The organism is Cohnella sp. AR92 (genome assembly GCF_003990975.1).
In the GTDB taxonomy this organism is placed as follows: Bacteria; Bacillota; Bacilli; order Paenibacillales; family Paenibacillaceae; genus Cohnella.
Genome location: NZ_RZJR01000015.1, coordinates 120,881 through 140,644 on the forward strand (window position 1 = coordinate 120,881; position 19,764 = coordinate 140,644).

The 19,764-nt window shown below is 59.1% G+C and carries 9 protein-coding genes and 1 pseudogene; 5 read left to right on the top strand and 5 right to left on the bottom strand.

What is annotated here, in order from left to right:
- Positions 1–82: 82 nt before the first annotated feature.
- Complete coding sequence (locus tag ELR57_RS22985; protein ID WP_126961435.1) at positions 83–9,049, bottom strand: WIAG-tail domain; 8,967 nt, start codon at positions 9,047–9,049, stop codon at positions 83–85.
- Between the two features lie 214 nt (positions 9,050–9,263).
- On the opposite strand from ELR57_RS22985, the gene ELR57_RS22990 reads away from it, so the two are divergent.
- Positions 9,264–10,616, top strand: a complete 1,353-nt coding sequence (locus ELR57_RS22990; RefSeq protein WP_126961436.1) for an Nramp family divalent metal transporter — start codon at positions 9,264–9,266, stop codon at positions 10,614–10,616.
- A gap of 58 nt (positions 10,617–10,674) precedes the next feature.
- Here the strand turns inward: ELR57_RS22990 and ELR57_RS28395 are convergent, their stop codons facing one another.
- Together ELR57_RS28395 and ELR57_RS23000 are read right to left on the bottom strand one after the other, a co-directional pair.
- On the bottom strand, positions 10,675–12,150 hold the full coding sequence (locus ELR57_RS28395) for a cellulase family glycosylhydrolase (RefSeq protein ID WP_238162658.1): 1,476 nt from the start codon (positions 12,148–12,150) through the stop codon (positions 10,675–10,677).
- A 258-nt stretch (positions 12,151–12,408) separates the two neighbouring features.
- Positions 12,409–13,554, bottom strand: a complete 1,146-nt coding sequence (locus tag ELR57_RS23000) for a glycosyltransferase family 4 protein (RefSeq protein WP_126961437.1) — start codon at positions 13,552–13,554, stop codon at positions 12,409–12,411.
- A gap of 170 nt (positions 13,555–13,724) precedes the next feature.
- On the opposite strand from ELR57_RS23000, the gene asd reads away from it, so the two are divergent.
- Positions 13,725–14,522, top strand: a complete 798-nt coding sequence (gene asd, locus ELR57_RS23005) for an archaetidylserine decarboxylase (RefSeq protein ID WP_126961438.1) — start codon at positions 13,725–13,727, stop codon at positions 14,520–14,522.
- 179 nt (positions 14,523–14,701) lie between these two features.
- Here asd and ELR57_RS23010 read toward each other — a convergent pair whose 3' ends face one another.
- Positions 14,702–15,487 carry a helix-turn-helix domain-containing protein gene (locus ELR57_RS23010; protein WP_126961439.1) on the bottom strand — a complete coding sequence of 262 codons (786 nt, stop codon included), beginning with the start codon at positions 15,485–15,487 and terminating at the stop codon, positions 14,702–14,704.
- Complete coding sequence (gene pdxR, locus ELR57_RS23015) at positions 15,480–17,021, bottom strand: MocR-like pyridoxine biosynthesis transcription factor PdxR (RefSeq protein WP_126961440.1); 1,542 nt, start codon at positions 17,019–17,021, stop codon at positions 15,480–15,482. Before pdxR ends, ELR57_RS23010 begins: the two co-directional genes overlap by 8 nt.
- Before the next feature lie 114 nt (positions 17,022–17,135).
- On the opposite strand from pdxR, the gene ELR57_RS23020 reads away from it, so the two are divergent.
- The 3 genes and pseudogenes from ELR57_RS23020 to ELR57_RS28400 form a co-directional block, all read left to right on the top strand.
- Positions 17,136–17,762 carry a pyridoxamine 5'-phosphate oxidase family protein gene (locus tag ELR57_RS23020; RefSeq protein WP_126961441.1) on the top strand — a complete coding sequence of 209 codons (627 nt, stop codon included), beginning with the start codon at positions 17,136–17,138 and terminating at the stop codon, positions 17,760–17,762.
- 139 nt (positions 17,763–17,901) lie between these two features.
- Positions 17,902–19,218: an aminotransferase class I/II-fold pyridoxal phosphate-dependent enzyme gene (locus tag ELR57_RS23025; RefSeq protein ID WP_126961442.1), complete on the top strand. Its 1,317-nt coding sequence runs from the start codon at positions 17,902–17,904 to the stop codon at positions 19,216–19,218.
- Positions 19,219–19,576: 358 nt separating this feature from the next.
- Positions 19,577–19,764, top strand: a pseudogene (locus tag ELR57_RS28400) (IS110 family RNA-guided transposase); the annotation flags it as partial.

Genomic DNA, 19,764 nt, shown 5'->3' on the forward strand with positions numbered 1-19,764 from the left:
ATGTACCAGGAGTTTGTCTTCCATTGCTAAAAAAGCCAAACAGCGGCCCAGAAAAGATGCTCTTTGGCCGCTGTTTGTTTCGTTAACCTCTATTCCCAACCGCAATCCATTGAATCCACCCTTGAGGCTCCGGAGCGAATCTTGTGCGAACGATCTCGATTACCGCGCAATCGGGTTCCTTCCGCTTCAAGACGCATGCGCAGGAAGGATGATCCGCCATGGCCAGGATGACATACGAAGCGTTCGGGTAGGGCTGCTCGAACGCAACCGTCAATTCAAGACTCTCCGTCGCGCCTTGGAACGTGTAAGGCTGATTGCCGAACAGCAAGGATACGTTAGGCTGTGAAGCGATCACCGGCATGAAGGCCAAGTGGGCGCTCGTTACCGAGCCGCCGGCCAGTTGGTCCGCACCGACGCTTCCCGCGCTCAGCTTGGAGCTGGTGACGCTGCCGTCCGCCAGATGGCTGCTCGTGATGTTGCCTTCGGAAGGGGCCAACCGGTTGATTTCGTTCTTCTGTTGAACGACATTCTGTTGAAGATCCAACAGAAAATCAATCAAGTGGTCCGACAACTTGTCGCCAGTCACGCTGCCGTCAGCTAGTTGCTCGCTTCCTACCGCGCCCGCTTGCAGCTTCGCGCTGCTCACGCTGCCGTCCGCCAGTTGCTCGCTTCCTACCGCGCCCGCTTGCAGCTTCGCGATGCTCACGCTGGCGTCCGCCAACTGTTCGCTTCCTACCGCGCTCGCTTGCAGCTTCGCGCTGCTCACGCTGCCGTCCGCCAACTGCTCGCTTCCTACTGAGCTTGCTTGCAGTTTCTCGCTGCTCACGCTGCCATCCGCCAGTTGCTCGCTTCCTACCGCGCTCGCTTGCAGCTTCGCGCTGCTTACGCTGCCGTCTGCCAACTGCTCGCTTCCTACCGAGCTTGCTTGCAGCTTCGCACTGCTCACGCTGCCGTCCGCCAGTTGCTCGCTTCCTACCGAGCTTGCTTGCAGCTTCGCGCTGCTCACGCTGCCGTCCGCCAGTTGCTCGCTTCCTACCGAGCTTGCTTGCAGCTTCGCGCTGCTCACGCTGCCGTCCGCCAGTTGCTCGCTTCCTACCGCGCCCGCTTGTAGTTTCTCGCTGCTCACGCTGCCGTCCGCCAGTTGCTCGCTTCCTACYGAGCTTGCTTGCAGCTTCGCGCTGTTCACGCTGCCGTCCGCCAGTTGCTCGCTTCCTACTGAGCTTGCTTGCAGCTTCGCACTGTTCACGCTGCCGTCCACCAGTTGCTCGCTTCCTACTGAGCTTGCTTGCAGCTTCGCACTGTTCACGCTGCCGTCCGCCAACTGCTCGCTTCCTACTGAGCTTGCCTGCAGCTTCGCGATGCTCACGCTGCCGTCTGCGAGCTGCGCTTCCCCAACGCTTCCGCTTGCGAGATGCACAGACGAAATGCTGTTCTCGCTAATGTGGTGCGAGAGAATGGAACGGGCAATCACATGGGACGAGCTAATGCTTCCGGGTGCGATTTTCTCGATTGTTACGGAAGCAGCCTTGAGATGGTCCTTCCCGATGCTGAATTCCTTCAACTTTTCCGCACCGATGGAGGCGTTGGCGATCTGCTCATCTCCAATGCTTCTGGAAGCAATCTTATCCGCCGTGATGCTGCCGCTCGAGAGCCGGTCCTCGACGATAGGCGTAGCCGCCTTGGCAAAGAATTCGATCACGCTCGTAGAGAGCTTCTGAACGGAAATGCTGTTGTCGGCCAGCTGTTCTTCGCCTACGGATCCGCCTGCCAGTTTCGCGCCTGTTACCGAGCCGTCCGCCAACTGGTCGCTTCCTACGCTGCCCGACTGAAGCTTCTCGCCGCCAATGCTGTCATTTGCCAACTGCTCGTAACCGACCGAGCCGAACGCCAGCTTTGCCGAGGTCACAGAGCCATCCAGCAGTTGGTCGCTTCCTACGCTGCCTGCTTGAAGTTTCGCTCCGCTCACGCTGCCATCCTGCAGTTGGTCGCTTCCCACGCTGCCTGCTTGGAGCTTCGCTCCGCTGACGCTGCCGTCCGCCAACTGCTCTATACCGATCGAGCCGTATGCCAGCTTAGCCGAGGTCACCGATCCATCCTGCAGTTGTTCAGCGCTTACGCTGCCTGTTTGGAGCTTCTCCCCGCTGACGCTGCCGTCCGCCAACTGCTCAATACCGATCGAGCCGTGTGCCAGCTTAGCCGAGGTGACCGATCCGTCCTGCAGTTGTTCAGCGCTTACGCTGCCTGCCTGAAGCTTCGCGCCGCTGACGCTGCCGTCCGCCAACTGCTCAAAACCGACCGAGCCGTATGCAAGCTTTGCCGAAGTTACCGATCCATCCAGCAGTTGGTCGCTTCCTACGCTGCCCAACTGAAGCTTCGCGCTGCTCACGCTGCCGTCCGCCAACTGATCCGAACTTACGCTGCCCGAACGAAGCTTTTCGCCGCCAATGCTGTCATTTGCCAGCTGTCCGTACCCGACCGAGCCGAGCGCCAGCTTTGCCGAGGTCACCGAGCCATCCAGCAGTTGGTCGCTTCCTACGCTGCCTGCTTGAAGTTTCGCTCCGCTCACGCTGCCGTCCTGCAGTTGGTCAGCGCCCACGCTGCCTGCTTGCAGTTTCGCCACGCCGACACTGCCGTCCGCCAACTGATCCGAACTTACGCTGCCCGAACGAAGCTTTTCGCCGCCAATGCTGTCATTTGCCAGCTGTCCGTAACCGACCGAGCCGAGCGCCAGCTTTGCCGAGGTTACTGATCCGTCCTGCAGTTGATCGCTTCCTACGCTGCCCAACTGAAGCTTCGCTCCGCTCACGCTGCCATCCGCCAACTGCTCATAACCGATCGAGCCGTATGCCAGCTTAGCTGAAGTTACTGATCCATCCTGCAGTTGGTCGCTTCCTACGCTGCCCAACTGAAGCTTCGCTCCGCTCACGCTGCCATCCGCCAACTGCTCATAACCGATCGAACCGTATGCCAGCTTAGCCGATGTCACCGATCCGTCCTGCAGTTGTTCTGCGCCCACGCTGCCTGCTTGAAGCTTCGCAATGCTGACGCTGCCATCCGCCAACTGATCCGTACTTACGCTGCCCGACCGAAGCTTTTCGCCGCCAATGCCGTCATTTGCCAACTGCTCGTAACCGACCGAGCCGAGCGCCAGCTTTGCCGAAGTCACCGATCCGTCCTGCAACTGGTCGCTACCCACGCTGCCTGCTTGAAGCTTCGCGCCGCTGACGCTGCCATCGGCTAATTGCTCTGCGCCTACGCTGCCCGCTTGCAGCTTGGTGCCGTCCACGCTATTCGCCGCAAGATGCTTGGAGAGAATGGAGCCGGAGATCACATGGGAGGAACTTACGCTGTTGATCGAGATTTTCTCCGCCGTGACGGCCCCTGCCGCCAGATGCTCCTGGCCAATGCTGAACACCTGGATGTTCTTCGAGGAGACGCTCCGGGTCGCAAGCTTCTCGTTCGTCACGCTCTGATTCGCCAGCGCTTCCGAAGTGACGACCGCCTCCGTGAGCACGATCGCAGAGTCGACCGTACCGGAGATAAGATCAAGCAGCTCGGGAGAAAGCTTCTCCGCAGTAACGCTGCCGTTCCCCAACTGCTCCGCTTGCACCGAGCCCTTGGCCAGCTTCTCCGCGGATATCGCGCCGTTAGCCAGAGCCGCTTCTCCGACAATCCCTTCTCCCAGATGCCAGCCGCTCACGCTGCCAGCCGCCAGCTTCGCACCGTTCACGCTGCCGTCCGCCAGCTGCTGCGACTCGATCGTACCGTCGACCAGATGCCAGCCGCTCACGCTTCCCGCCGCTATTTTCAACCCGTTCACGCTGCCGTCCGCCAATTGCTGCGAGCTGATGCTGCCATCCCCCAGATGCCAGCCGCTCACGCTTCCCGCGGCCAGCTTCGCTCCGTCCACGCTTCCGTCCGCCAATTGCCGCGAGCCGACGCTGCCTTCATCGAGATGCCAGCCGTTCACGCTGCCAGCCGCCAGCTTTGCTCCGTTCACGCTGCCGTCCGCCAACTGTTGCGACCCGATACTGCCATCCTGCAGATGCCAGCCGCTTACGCTGCCAGCCGCCAGCTTCGTTCCGTCCACGCTGCCTTCCGCCAACTGACGCGAGCCGACGCTGCCTTCGCCCAAGTGCCTATTGCTTACGCTGCCCTCGGCAAGTTTAGCCCCGTCCACGCTGCCTTCCGCCAGTTGATGCGCGCTGATGCTGCCTTCTGCGAGATGCCAGAAGTTGACGCTTCGATCGGCAAGCTGAAGGGCCCCGATGCTGCCCGGGCTCAGCTTCGACCCGTCCACGCTGCCTTCCGCCAAGTGCCAAGCTTGAACGCTGCCGTCCGCCAGCTGCGCAGAACCCACCGAACCGGCTGCTAACCTGGAGGCATCGATGCCGCCTTCAGCCAGATGCCAAGCCTGCACGCTTCCATCCGCGAGAAGCGCGGCGCCGATGCTGCCGTCCTTCAGCTTGGATCCGTCGATGCTGCCGTCCGCAAGCTTCCGTCCCTCGATGCTGCCATCGGCCAGATGCGCCGAGCCAACGCTGCCTTCCGCCAGCTTCGAACCGTCGACGCTTCCATTCGCGAGAATTCGGGCATCCACGCTGCCTTCCGCCAGCTTATTCCCTTCGATGCTGTAATCCTGCAGGTGTTCGGTCCTAACGCTGCCCAACGCAAGCTTCGCGCCGTTCACGCTGCCGTCCGCCAGCTTCTCCGTCATTACGCTGCCGTCCGCCAGGTTCGCGGACACGACTTCTTGCTCGCCGATGTGATGCGATTCGATAGAACCCGCTAGCAGATGGGAGGAGCTCACGCTGCGAACGGCAAGCTTCTCGGCCGTGACGGCTCCCGCGGCCAATTGCTCCGTGCCGACCGACTGTTCGGCCAGCTTGCCGGAAGTCACCGCCCCTTCCGCCAGCGCTTCGGAGCCTACGCTATTCGCGGCAAGCTTCTCGGCCGTTACGCTTGCCTTAGCCAATCTCTCTTCCGTAACGGGGCTCCCCGCGAAAGTAATATAGTGCATCAGGCTCGTCGACAGCTTGCCGAGAGACACGCTGCCATCCTGCAGCTGCTGCTCGGTCACCGCTCCTTCGGCGAGCTTATCCGTCGTCACCGATTCGGCCGCAAGCTTGCTCTCCGTTATCGCTCCGTCCGCCAGCTTGCGCTCGGAGACCGCCCCATCCGCCAGCTTCCGCTCCGTTACGGCTCCGTCCGCCAGTTTCCGCTCCGTCACGCCCAGATCGGCTAGCTTCGTCTCGATCACCGACATCTCCGCGATCTGTACGGTATTGACCGCTCCGTAGGCAAGGGCGTCTTCCGTCACGCTGCCATGAGCCAGCTTCGACGCCGTTACGCTGCTGTCCGCGAGCTTCTCCGCCGTAACCGCGCCGTCCGCGAGCTTCCGCTCCGTCACGATGCTGTCTTCCAGCTTCGGCTCGGTCACCGCTCCGTCCGCCAGAGCCCGGGAGGAGACGGCTTCGTCGGCCAGCCTTCCTTCGGAGACCGCTCCGTTTGCCAGTTTCTCTTCGGTCACGGATGCATCCGCCAGCTTCGAGACGGTTACCGAAGCATAACCGAGCTTCGCTTCCGTCACTTGACCGTCTGCCAGCTTGCCGCTCGTGACAGCCCCTTCGGCGAGGGCCGACTCGGTAACGCTGCCGTCCGCCAGCTTATCGCCGGTGACCGAGTTCTGCCCGAGCTTCGAGGCAATGACGCTGCCGTCCGCCAGCTTATCGGGCGTTACGCTGCTTGCCGCCAGCTTGGATTCCGTCACGGCTCCTTCCGCGAGGGCTCTCTCGGCAACCGCACCCATGCCCAGCTTGCTCTCCGTTACGCTGCCGTCCGCCAGCTTGTCGCTGGAGACCGACTCGTCTCTGAGCTTCTGTTCCGTCACGCTGCGATCCGCCAGCTTGTCGGTGACTACCGCCCCGGTCGCCAGCTTGTCGTCGCTGATGCTGCCCGAAGCCAGCTTATCCTCGGTGATCGATTCATCACGAATGTGTACGGTCGAGACCGCCGCCGGCTCGATTCGTTCCGAATCGATTCTACGCTCAGCCAGCTTGGCGAGGGCGAACATATCCGGGGCCAGATGGGAGATCGACACCGAACCCTTGCGAATGTGATAGCCCTGCACCGAATCCGGCTTGAGGTGCTTGCCGCCAACCGATTCCAGCAGAAGATGTTCGCTTCCTACGCTGCCCGCGGACAGCTTCTGGAGAGTGACGCTTCCGTCCATCAGATGCCGCTCGCCGACCGCTCCGTCCGCCAGGGCGGACTCGTTCACGCTCTGGTCCGCCAGGTGCTGCTGTCCGATCGCTCCGTCCTTCACATGCTCCGAGCCTACGCTGAGCTCTTGAAGCTGCGAGGAAGAGACCGAATCGGCCGCAAGGTGCTTCTCGCCGACGGAACGAGGCTGCAGGTTGCGTTCGCCGACGCTCAAATCCGTCAGCTTGGCATGGCTGACCGAGCCGCTCGTCAGATGCGGTTCGCGTATGCTGTCCTCGGACAGATGGAAGCCTAGCACGGATTGGGCGGTCAGATGCCGGCTCTCTACGGATTCGACGGCCAGATGCTTATTCGTTACGGCGCCTTCCTGGATGGCTTCCGAGGCGATCGCGTTCTTCGCGATAGCATCGGTATGAACGCTGTCCGCCGCCAGATGGTCCGACTTCACGGCGCCTCTCTTCAGCTGCTTGGCGCCGACGGCTCCTTCGGACAGCGTATCCTCCGTGACCGAGTTGGGGGCCAATGCGCTCCGCCCGACCGAACCTGCGCCAAGCTTGGAAGCCGTCACGCTCTGATCCGCCAGCTTCACGGTCGTAACGGATTGGTCTGCCAGCTTATCCGTCGATACGCTCTCCGGAGACAGCTTAAGGGAAGTAATCAAGTGGTCCGTCAGGTGATGGGAGAAAACAGACCTCACGCCCAGCTGCCGCTCGCCGACCGAGCCCGGCGCCAGAATCTCCGAAGTGACCGACTCCCCTTGCAGAGCGGAAGTGCCGACGGACGATTCCGCCAGATGGGCCGGCGTGATCGCGCCGGGCCGAATATGCCGGCTCTCGATCGCCTGTCTGGCGATCGCCTCTCCCTTGACCGAATCCTCTCCGAAGTGAACCGGTCTCAGGCTGCCCGCCGCCAGCTTGTCATGGGTCACGCTGTCCTCGGCAAGATGCGGGGTCCGAACCGAACCGTTCGCCAGATGGCGGGTCAGGATGGATCCGTCCGCGATCTGGGCGGACTTGACCGCTCCCTGCGCCAGTTGGCCCGAGCCGATCGCCCCTTCGACGATCTGCTTGCGCGTCACCGACTCGGGGGCCAGCTGGCCGGTCCCGATGATGCCGTCTTGCAGGTGTTCCCTGGAGATGGAACGATTCGTCAGGTGCCTGCCTTCGAGGAGCCCTTCCGTCAGATGGCGCCGTTCGATCGAATGGTCGGCCAGCTTGTCGTTCAGGATGCTACCCTTCGCCAGGTGTCTGGCTTGGATCGCCTCGTCTCCGATCTTGCCGGAGACGACGCTCTGGTCCGCTATCTTGGAGGAGGTAACGGCATGCTCCACCAGATTGATCGTCGTAACGGACTGCTCCGCCAGCTTGCTCGCCGTTATCGATCCGGCCGTCAGATGGCGGCTGTCAACGGAATCGTCGGCGAGATGGTCTCCTCGAATGGCCGATGGGCGCAGATGCTCCGTGTCGACGGATTCCCGCGCCAGCTTGCTTCCGGTGACCGCGCGTTCGGCCAGCTCGGTCGTTCCTATCGCGCCATCGGCTATATTTTCGGAGAGAACGGCTTGCGGAGCGAGATGCTTTCCCTGCAAGGAACCTATCGCCACATGGTCGGCAAGAATGATGCCTTGCTTCAAGTGAGTCGAATCGATCGCTTCCGGAGCCAGCTTCTGCGACTGGATGGAACCGTCCCGCAGTTTCGAAGTCGTGACCGCTTCATCCGCCAGCTTGGAGGTGTCGATGACTTCGTTGGACAGATTCTCTCTGCGGATCGTTCCGCTGCGGATTTTGTCCGAGGTCACGGACTGATCCTTGAGTAGGTCGGAAGTGATAATGGATAAACTAAGATGCTTGGCTTGGATAGAGCCTTCGGCAATCTTGTCGGCGCTGATCGTCCGGTCCGCCAGCTTCTCGGAGGACACGCTGCCGTCTCTCAGCTTCTCTCCGGTAATGGAACGATCTCGGATCTTCTGGCCGGAGATCGAGTTCTTGGTCAAGTGTTCTCCCGTAATCGATTCGGGAGCGTACTTGGAGGAAGTGATAGAACCGTCGGCCAGCTTGATAGAGGTAACCGAGAAATCCGCAAGAGCCTCCGTCGTAACCGATTCGGCCGCCAGATTGTTGGGACCTACGGCGAAAGGCGCCAACTTGTCGATCGTGACCGATTCGTCGGCGAGATCGTCGGTATAGACAATGGGAGCAGGGCGGGTCGGAATGCGCTTCTCCGCCAGCTTCTGGTGCCGCCAATGCCGCTCTTCTCTCTCGTCCGCCCATTGCGATTCCGCCGTCCGTTCCGCGTTCTCGGCCTCGGCGACAGCAGGCTCGGACGCCTGTTCAAGCTTCCGTTCCGGCTGCTGCTCAGGCTGCGGTTCCGCTTTCTGAGCGGGTTGGGGTTCCGGTTCGCGCGTTGGCGAACGGGTAGGCTCGATGATCTCCGCCAATGCCTCGGTGTACTCCGCGATTTGCTTGTCTGCCGCATCGACAACGGCAACGATCTCTTCGGCGCTTGCAAGCGCTTCGGCCAGCCTCTCCTCGCCGGATGACGGTTGCGGCTCCTCCGTTGCGACGGATTCCGCGCGCGGTTCCGAGACGTTCTCGTTCCCGATGTCCGCCGCTCCCTGGGCCGAATCCGCCTCATGCCCCGCCTTGTCGGCGCTGCGAGCCGTCTTGCCCGACGGAGACTCGGCGACGGCAGCTCCGTGTACGCTGATCGGCTTGGATTGCTTCTTCGATATATCGTCCAGCCATTGCAGCTCCATGCGATTCGGATCGTCTACGATGTACAGCGGCCGCCTAGTGTTCGAGGACTTTTTCGTTTTGCCCTTTTTCATGTTCCTCTCCTTCCCAGCATGAAAATCTAACGTATCATATGCACATTCACCCATGGGCGCGACACGGATGGAATTTCTCGAAATTGTGGTTTACTTTTCAGAGGGTCGGGCGTATAGTAATACCAACCAGATGTTTTGCCCTAAGGAAACTTTATGGCACACATGCCAAATTGATTGATAAGAACAACTTTTTAATAACACCGAGGTGATTCCCATGCAAGATGATCTCATGGTTACGGGCACCAACTCGTCAGGCTGGCGGCAAAAACAGCATCAGCCTTCGCTGCCCGAGTCTCACCGCTCGCTCCGGATACCGAAGAACGGTTCTACGTTCCGCAAATTCCTGGCTTTCGTCGGTCCCGGCTACATGGTGGCCGTCGGATACATGGATCCGGGCAACTGGGCGACCGATATCGCGGGAGGCTCCAAGTTCGGCTATACCCTTCTCTCCGTCATTCTCTTATCTAACCTGATGGCTATCGTGCTGCAGGCTCTCGCCGGCAAGCTGGGCATCGTGACGGGCCGGGACTTGGCGCAAGCGTGCCGCGACCACTACAGCAAGCCCGTATCGTTCGTCCTGTGGATTCTGTGCGAGCTGGCCATCGCCGCTTGCGATCTGGCCGAGGTTATCGGAGCCGCTATCGCGCTCAACCTTCTGTTCGGGATACCGCTTATCTACGGCGTCATCCTAACCTCAATCGATGTTCTGCTTATCCTGTTCCTGCAGAACAAAGGCTTCCGGTACCTGGAAGCTTTCGTCATCGCTCTTATCGCCATTATCGGCTTCTGCTTCGCGGCCGAACTCATCATGTCCCAGCCGGCTGTCGGCGACGTCATGAAGGGATTCATTCCCAAAGCCGAAATCGTCAGCAATCCGGCGATGCTGTATATCGCCATCGGAATTCTGGGCGCGACCGTCATGCCGCATAACCTTTATCTGCACTCTTCCATCGTTCAAACGAGACAATTCGAGCAGACCGCTCTCGGGAAGAGGCAAGCGATCCGCTTCGCTACTTGGGATTCCACGATCGCCTTATTCTTCGCACTCTTCATTAATGCGGCGATTCTGATTATTTCGGCAGCCGCCTTCCACCAGACGGGACATACGAACGTCGAAGACATCGGGGAAGCCTACGATCTGCTCACTCCGCTGCTTGGCACGACGCTGGCTTCCATCTTCTTCGGAGTCGCGCTGCTCGCCTCCGGGCAGAACTCGACCTTGACCGGAACGCTGGCGGGGCAGATCGTCATGGAAGGCTTCCTGAATATTCGCTTGCCGTCCTGGCTTCGCCGATTGATCACCCGGATGATCGCCATCATTCCGGCGGTCATTGTCATCGCGCTCTCCGGCGACAAAGGCGCCACCGATCTGCTCATCCTCAGCCAGGTTATCCTGTCCATGCAGCTCAGCTTCGCCGTCGTGCCTCTGGTGAAGTTCACTTCCAGCAAGAAGAAGATGGGCGAGTTCGTGAACCCTCCTTGGCTGAAGGCGATCGCTTGGACCGTTACCGTCGCTATCGTCATCCTCAACGTTTATCTGCTGTACTCCACTTTCGCCGGACTGTAAAAATAAAAAAGCAAGAGACCTGCCGTAACGAAGCAGGTCTCTTGCTTTTTTTGCTCTGTTATTGAACCGTCACGTTGTCCACATAAACCGCGCTCTGGCCGCTGCTGCCCGACGGGGCAAGGAATTGAATGCCGATCTCCTTGACGTCGTTTAAGTTTGCTATCGACGATAACGAGAGAGTCAGGGCCGTACCGGACGAAGAATTGATGTTGACGGTGCCTCCGTCCGACCAGGCATAGGAGGAACCGGTCTTGACGTACAGCTTGGCTTGCAAACCGCTGCCCGCATTTCCCCATGCCGCATGCTTGACCGTGGCCTTCAAGGTCGTCTTGCCGCTGAGGTTGCTCGAACCGGCATAGGCCAGATAGTAAGGACCGCCGCCCAGCATGACGTCCGCCTTTAGCGATTGGCTCCCGTTGGCCGACCACTCGTTTGTCGTCCATGGACCGCCGGAGACGCCGATGCCCGTCCATCCTTGCGTGCCCGATTCGAAGCTGTACAGGACGGTGGATGAACCCGTTCCCGCGCTTGAGCCGTACACGGATGCGGCTTGGCTTGTCGAAGCGATTCCGTTCGTACCGTAGAAGACGAGGTTGCCCCACGAGGTCAATGTTTTCCAGTCGGAGCTGCTCGCCAGATCCAGCCAGGCATTCGAGGAATCATTGCCCGTCCATGACCACGCCAGATACCCGATTCCCTTGGATTGGGCCTGGTTCATGACCTCCTGCGCGTTAACCGTGGTGCCGAGATTGTTGTTGCCGTTGTTGTAGTTGTAGCCGAATTCTCCGATCATGACGGCAAGGCCCAGATTCTGGATGGCTTGAAGCTCGGTTCCGATTCGGCTGGCATCGTTCCATGACCCGTACATATGGAGCGAGAACATTATATTATGATCGGGATCGTGGCTGAGCAAAGCGCTGCCGTAGGCCTTGATGGGGGAGGCGTTCTGTCCCCATCCCGAAGCGTCGACGACGATCGTGTTGTTCACGCCCGCGTTCCGCAAAGTCGAGATCGCGGTCTTGTATGCGTCTCTCCAAGCCGTATCGGACAAGTCGTTGCCGCCCCACTCGTTGGCGATGTTCACGAGCGCGTATTTGGTGTTGTTGTTGATAACCGTCTTCACGGCGCTTTGGGTGAAGTAGGCTGCCATATCGTTTAAGCGGCTGGCATCGTTGCTTCCGGTCACGTCGTGAAGCTCCACGATGGCGACCATATGCAGTTCCTTGCAGCGGTCGATGATCTGCTGCAGCCGGCTAGCGGTTCCGCTCGTCGACCACACGATCCGCACCGCGTTCGCGCCCTTCGCCGCAATGTCGGCAAGCGCGGAATAGGATTGGGAGTCGTACCAGATATGCGGATTGTTGACGCCTCGCATGACGAAGTTGTTGCCGTTGGCGTCTTTTAATTTGGTACCGCTTACATAGAAGCCCGTGGTTGCAGCTCCCGCTGATTTGGCATAAGGAAAAGCATACGCGGCTAGCATCAAACAAAGCAGCAGTAACGCCGTTCGGTTCGCTAATACGTGGGTTCTCAAGTTCAATCTCTCCTCCGTTTGGGGTATCGAAAGTCGAAAATCCAACAGCAGACTAACAAAACCGAAACTTTATACCTGTAAACGATCCTCCTTTTTATTGGAATGCGCTTACATTTGGGATTATAAGCCAAAGCAATCGTAATGTCACTTATTTGTTTTCTATTTACTATTATTAGTTATCTAACATATATGTTAAATAACTAACATTATGAGATTGCACAAATAAAAAAAACCGGGGAACGGAGACCCCGGATTCTGCTAACTATCATGTCCTGCCAAGAATTCGCTCCATTCCTTCAGCCAGCTAGCCGCCGAATGCTCCCAGGTGAACTGCTCCCGTACCCGCTCCTGCCCTCTTCTCCCCATCTCCTGCCTTAGTTCCTCCTGGTTCAGAAGCAGCGACAGCCGGTCGGCCAGCTCGATAGGAGCGCGCTCGACAGGGATGAGGAAACCCGTAATTCCGTCCTGTATGATCTCCGGCATCCCGCCGATTCGGGTGGCCACGACCGGCAATCCGGCCGCCATCGCCTCGACGTTCACCAATCCGAACGCTTCGCGCCGAACCGACGGCACGACCGTGACGTCCGCCAGAGAATACCAAAGCGGAACCTCATCGTAAGGCACGTACGGATGAAAATGCACATAGGACGAGTACCGCTTCGCCATTCGGCGCAGCTCCCGGCTGTAGGCCGTCGTGCGGGAAGAACCGTAGAAGGGGCTTCCCACGATGACGACAAGCACGTTCGGAACCCGCCGAATGAGTTCGGGAAGCGCCGCAAGCAAGTGATGGACTCCCTTCAGCGGAATCAGCCTGCCCATGTAGAGCACGATCCGGCGGTCGCACCATCCGCGCGCTTCTCTCTCCAAGTCTCCGTAGGGCAAGCAGAAGCGGCCGGGATCCACCCCTGGATTCACGATGCCGATCTTGTCGGCCGCTTGCGGAGCTTTGCGAATCACGAAATCCCGAAGAAAACGGCTGTTCACGATAATCCGGTCCGCCGCCTTTACGCTGGCCGTCAGCGTCCGGCTATCCTTCATATAGGGTTTAATAAGGAACGTATTGGAGTGAAGATTCATCCAGATCCTCGCTCGGGGGAATTCTTTTCTCATCCTTAACACCATGCGAGGCCGATTCTCGACCTGGATCAGGTCCGGCCGATAATCGCGGATGCGTTCCGTAACCCGGCTCCAGTATCCTGCCGGGGACCGTACGGGGAAGCGTTCGCAGACGACGCCGTGCAGAAGCCCTCTCGACGAAAGGCCGAGCCCCTTCCTCCCGTAGATTCTCGCCTCGATGGATGGCTGAAGCAGCGGCACGATTTTCTCCACGACCCGTTCGACCGATCCGCCGCTTGGCGAAGGAACCGGATAGGCTCCCGGAGTGACGAAGACGACTTTGTGCAACCCGGTTCTCTCCTCTGCGCGGATTTCTATGCTAGGATACACGAAAGAAGGACGAACGCTCACGGCTTCTATCCTGATATTGAACTTTTGCTTCCGATGTGTCACACTTAGGGACGATCGTATGGCTATAATGACGTACGACGGATTAGAAAGAAGGAGTGGCCAGGCGCATGAATCGTTGGCTAATGCGCTCCATGACCGAGCTGTCTTCGCGCAAGTTCGTCTCCCGCATGACGGGACGGCTTGCCAAGTCCTCGTTCAGTCGGCGCTTCATCCCCAGGTTCGCGACGCTTTACCGCATTCCCGTCGAAGAAGCGGAGAAGGGCCTGCAGGAATACGCGTCCTTGAATGACTTCTTCACAAGGCGCTTGAAGCCCGGAGCCCGTCCGATCGATCGGACGGAGAGTGCTTTGATCAGTCCCGTCGATGCGCTGATCACCGCCTGCGGCGTGATCAAAGACGGCGTGCTGCTCCGCGTGAAGGGGCAGGATTATACGCTGGACGAATTGCTGAACAACTCTCCGCGCAGCGGCCATTATGAACAGGGATATTTCTGGGTGCTGTACCTCAGCCCCACGGATTATCATCGCATTCATTCCCCCTGTTCCGGCACGATCGTCGAGAGCGAGCATATTCCCGGCCGCGTGTATCCCGTCAACGAGTTCGGGCTCACCTGCTTGAGAAGGGTGCTCTCCCGCAACGAGAGGATGATCACCTATATCCGCCACGAGGAAGGCGAGATCGCCGTCGTGAAGGTCGGAGCCCTCAACGTGAGCAGCATTCAGTACGTTCAACCGCTGCCCAAGCAGCTGGAACCCGGCCAAGAGCTCGCGTACTTCGAGTTCGGCTCCACGGTCGTTCTTCTGGCGGAGAACGGCACTTGCAAGGAGTATGAAGGGCTCGGAATCGGCGACAAGGTGCGGATGGGACAGAGGCTAGGCGTGCTAAGATCGACGGAAGCCGAATAAGGCTGTACAACTTACGAACGACATCCATTGTTAAACAAACGAGCGCAAAAACCCATTATCCCCTTCGATCAGAGCAGTCGCGATCAAGCTTCAAGCGACAGTCCTGAGACGCTGGGATAATGGGTTCTTTAATGTGCGCGAATAATGTGAGCTTAAATACAATCGAGTTGCTCGCCGGGTCAGCGAAGCTCGGACGGACTTTTCCCCGTATATTGCTTGAACTGCCGGCTGAAGAAGAAGATGTCCCGATAGCCGAGCGTATCGGCCACCTCGGTTACGTTCATCCCCGCGTGAAGCAGCAGGTGCTGCGCCCGCTCGATCCGGGTTCGGATCATGTAGGTCTGCACCGACGTGCCGATCAGCTCCTTGAACTTGATCGAGAAGTAGCGGGAGCTTAAGCCCGCCCGGGCGGCCAGATCGTCTACCCGATGCTGGATGCCCGGATGCTGGCGAATGTAATTGGCAACCTCGTGGATGCTCTCGGTCAGCTGGTTGCTCGCTTTGCGTTCAATGGGCTCGTTGCGGTCGCCCCGGAGCAGATGGATCATCGCCTGCTTCAGAATCAGCCTCGCCTCGATATCCGCCGCGAACGTCTCCACCAAGTACAGCCTAATGTAGCGAGATAGAAGATTCTCGAATTCGATCGAGTCGCCAAGCATCCGGTAGCGTTCCGGAATCGTCTCGACCGGCTCCGTCACATCGAAGTGAATATAGGTCAGAACGAGCGGCTTCTGGGGATTGTGCGTCGCGCTCGTGTGGTCTCCCGGCCTGAACAGGAAGCAGCTGCCCTTGCCGACGTCGTAAGAGATGCCGTTCAAGATGACCTCTCCTTCGCCGCTCCATACATAGAAGAGATCGTAGTTGGCCAGCGGCTTCTCGCGTTTCTGCCACTTCCAGCCGGGTTCGCAGACGGTCTTGGCGAAGTAGGGAAGTAGATGGAACGATTCCGGCGTTACGTTAAGCATGGTTGCTGCCTCCTTGATCATTGTGAGGGATAAGGCCAAGCTCTCCGGCTGCCGCCCCGATTCGGGCGATGCCCAGATCGATCTCCTTCTCGTCCAGATGAGCGAATCCGAACAGTGCGGACGGACGCCGCTTGCCGTCCGCCATGGCGTATTTCTTCCCGTCCTGCCAGACGGCTCCAAGCTGCTTGCTCTTCTCTTGCAGAAGCTTATAGCTCTCCTCATTGCCTCTCCAATAAGCAAAAAGGGTCAAGCCCGCATCCGAAGGAACGATCTCGAAAAGTTCCGCAAGCCGCTCTCCCAGCCCTAGCCGCAGGCGCTCCTGCAGTTTATGGAAGACCCGCCTCATCCGCCTCAGGTGACGATCGTACCCGCCGTCCGCGATCCAATCGGCCAGCGCGTTCTGTTCCGCGATGCCCTCCGGATAAGGATCGTAAAGCCGCTTCGCCTGGATAAAGCAAGCGCGCAGGGCTTCCGGAAGCACCGCGTACCCGATTCGGACCTCGGAGCGCATCGTTCGGGAGAAGCTGCCCACATAGACGACTCTCCCCTCCTTATCCAGCGACTTCAGCGGCTCGATCGGGCGCCCGCCCCAGCGAAAATCGCTGTCGTAATCGTCCTCCACGATCCAAGTGCCCCGCCTTGCCGCCCATTGCAGCAGCTCCAGGCGGCGCTCCAGCCGAAGCACCGCGCCGGTCGGGAACTGCCGGGTCGGCGTCACGAAGAGCAGCTGCGCATCCCAGTCCTGCGGGATGATTCCTTCCTCGTCCACCTCGGCGGGATGAAGCGCCGCGCCGGTCGCGTAGACGGCGGAACGGATCCCATGGTATCCCGGATTCTCTACGACGGCCGTCCGCCCCTCCTCCAGGAGCAACTGGGACAGGATGGCGATCGCCTGCATGGACCCGCCCGTAATGACGATATCGTCGGAAGAGCAGCGAATGCCCCTCTCTCTTCCCAGCCTGTCGGCGATCACCCGTCTGAGCCGGTCGCTGCCCTCGGTTGTCCAGCCGTTGTCCGCGATGGAACCCAGCTTCCTCCATTGCGCCGAGACGGCGGACTTCCACTCCATCCAGGGGAACCCTTTCTCCCCGATTCCCCGAGGCACGAACGAGACGCCTTCGTTTCCGGAAACAGCCTTCGCAGCTTTCGAAGCCGCCGCTCCGCTTCGCCCCGTGCCCTGAGTGACCCGCCTGCCCCATGCGGATAAAGCCGGCTTCGGAGGGCCGGACTCCGATTGTTCCGGCTGGGCTTTCCTCTCTTCCGATCCGGTGAGAGAGGATTGGCCCTGCCGTCCGGCGACGAACGTTCCCTGACCGATTCCCGTGCGCACGTACCCCTCCGCCGCCAGCATCTCGTAGGCGAGACTGACGCTGCCGCGAGACAGGTGGTACAGCTCGGCCAGCTGCCGCGTCGAAGGCAGCCGCGCGCCCGGCTGAAGCAGACCGGACGAGATGCCGTCCCTAAGCGATAGGTATAGAGCCAGGTGCTTGCTGCCGCATTCCTTTAAGCGCGTCTCGTACGGAATTTGAAACACATTCGATGACTCCCTTGAATGGCCTATTAATTTTAATCATAATTGGATCTTTTTGTTTGTCAATTAACCCTCTAAACTGATAAAAAAATTTACTTCAACCAGGGGGAGTTTCCTATGCGCAGAAAAGAATTCGAGGTGCCGATCGAAGAGGACTGCGAGCCGTTCCTGCGGGAGCGGCACGACGGGGTGCTGACGTTCACCGGAGAGGACGGCTGGCCGAAGGCCGTTCCCTTGAATTATGCCTATCTCGATGGTTCGGCTTACTTCCACGGAAGCAAGCACGGGGAGAAAATGAAAGGAATCGCGGCCGACCCGAGAGCGGAATTCGTCGTCTATGAATCCCATGCTTTTATCCCCTCTTACTTCAGCGATCCGTATCTGGCTTGCCCGGCAACCGTCTTTTTCCGCTCCGTCCGGATGAGGGGCCGAATCGAGCAGGTGGAGGATCCCGGCGAGAAGGCGAAAGCTCTCGGAGCTCTGCTTCGTTCCATGCAGCCGGAGGGAGGGCATGCCCCGATCGACGCGGAAGATCCCAAATACGTTGCTTCTTTAAAAGGAGTGGCGGTGATGCGGCTGGACATCGAGGAGATGAGCGGGAAGTTCAAGTTCGGCCAGCACTTGCCCGACCGCCGGCTGAAGCAAGTGTTGGACGGTCTGACCGAGCGTAATCTTCCCGGCGATCCGAGAACGATCGAGGAGATGATCGCCCGCCACCCTTCTTCGAAGCGGCAAGAAGAATGAACCGCCCATCGGAAATTCTGATCGTGAAAAAGCCCACAATCCGGTGACGCTCCTTCCCCAATAGTGTATAATAACTCCGAACGAACGGCGTATCCCATTCAAGCGCCATAACATGATCTGGTGGAAGGAAGCGACAGTAATGAATTCCCTGGCACAGCAGTTGAACGACACCATCCAGCGGGAGAACCCGCGTATCGCCGAGATGTTGTCCGGTATCGGGCGTCAGATTTATTTCCCTAAGGACGGCATTCTGAGCCAAAGCGCCGAAGCCAAACAGAAGGCGAAAGTGTACAACGCAACTATCGGAATCGCGACCGAGAACGGAACGCCGATGCACCTGCGCGTCATTCAGGATAATCTGTCCGCCTACAATCCTAAGGACATTTACGAATATGCGCCCCCTGCGGGCAAACCCGAATTGCGCACGGTATGGCGCGACAAGATGCTGAAGGAGAACCCTTCCGTCGTCGGCAAGGCCATCAGCCTTCCGATCGTGACCAACGCCCTGACCCACGGCCTTAGCGTCGTGGCCGACCTGTTCGCCGACGCCGGAGATTCCGTCGTGCTTCCGGAGAAGAACTGGGAGAACTACGAGCTGACCTTCGGCATTCGCCGCGGCACCGTCATGGTCGAATACCCGCTCTACAACGAACAGAATCGCTTCAACGCCGCCGGCCTGCGCGACGCCCTGCTCGCTCAGAAGAGCAAGGGCAAAGCGATCGTGCTGCTCAACTTCCCGAACAACCCGACGGGCTACACGCCGAACGCGGAAGACGGCCGCGCGATCGTCGCCGCCATCCAGGAAGCCGCGGAAGCCGGCATCAACGTCGTCGCCGTCACCGACGATGCCTACTTCGGCCTGTTCTTCGAAGATTCGCTGAAGGAGTCGCTCTTCGGCCAGCTGTGCGGCCTGCACGAGCGCATCCTGCCGGTCAAGGTCGACGGCGCCACCAAGGAAGAATACGTATGGGGCTTCCGCGTCGGCTTCATCACCTACGGCGGCCAATCCGCCGGCACGCTTGCGGCTCTTGAGCAGAAGACGATGGGCATCATCCGCGCGACGATCTCCAGCGGCCCGCATCCGTCGCAGACCTTCGTACTCGAAGCGCTTAAGTCGCCGGAGTTCGAAGCTCAGAAAGCCGAGAAGTTCCAGATCATGAAGGGACGGGCCAACCGCGTGAAGGAGCTGCTCGACAGCGGCAAGTACGGCAGCGAATGGAGCTATTATCCGTTCAACTCCGGTTACTTCATGTGCCTGAGGCTAGAGACCGTGGACGCGGAGGCCGTTCGCCAGCGCCTGCTCGAAGAGTACGGAGTCGGGACGATCGCCCTCGGCCAGACCGATCTTCGCGTCGCCTTCTCCTGCATGGAGGAAGAGCAGCTGGAAGATCTGTTCGACCGAATCCACAGCGCCGTGCTGGACGTGAAGAACGGCAAGGCTGCGGTAACGAAATAAAGGTGTGAAGATTGAGCCGCTCCGGGGGTCCGGGGCGGCTCTTTTTCCATTGGCAGAAAAGGGCTGACGATTTCATTCCGCCGCAGGCCGGAGCACGCTGAGTTTGAGTTGGTCCCCTTGGAGTCGAATCTAATAATTCGACTAACGAAGCGCGATAGCTCGGCTGGGGCGGCCAGTTAGTCGAAAATAATCTGAATAGGAGCGATACTCGGAGATAATGCCGTACGGCAACACCTTGTCACTCTAGCTATGATGAACGTAAAACAAAAACAGCCCCGTATTTGCTTCAAGTCGTAGGTTAAAAATGGAGAGTATCAACACACCATTTTCAGAGCTACAAGCAAAAGGAGCTGCTACTATGCATTCTGCCACAAAATACGTCGGTTTAGATGTCTCCAAAGAAAAAATTTCCGTTGCTATCGCGGATGCTGGGCGCGAGGCGCCGCGATACTACGGCACCATCGCTCACACACCTGCTGCGATTCGTAAACTCATTAAAGAACTGGGGCCAGCGGATAGTTTAACCTTCTGTTATGATGCTGGACC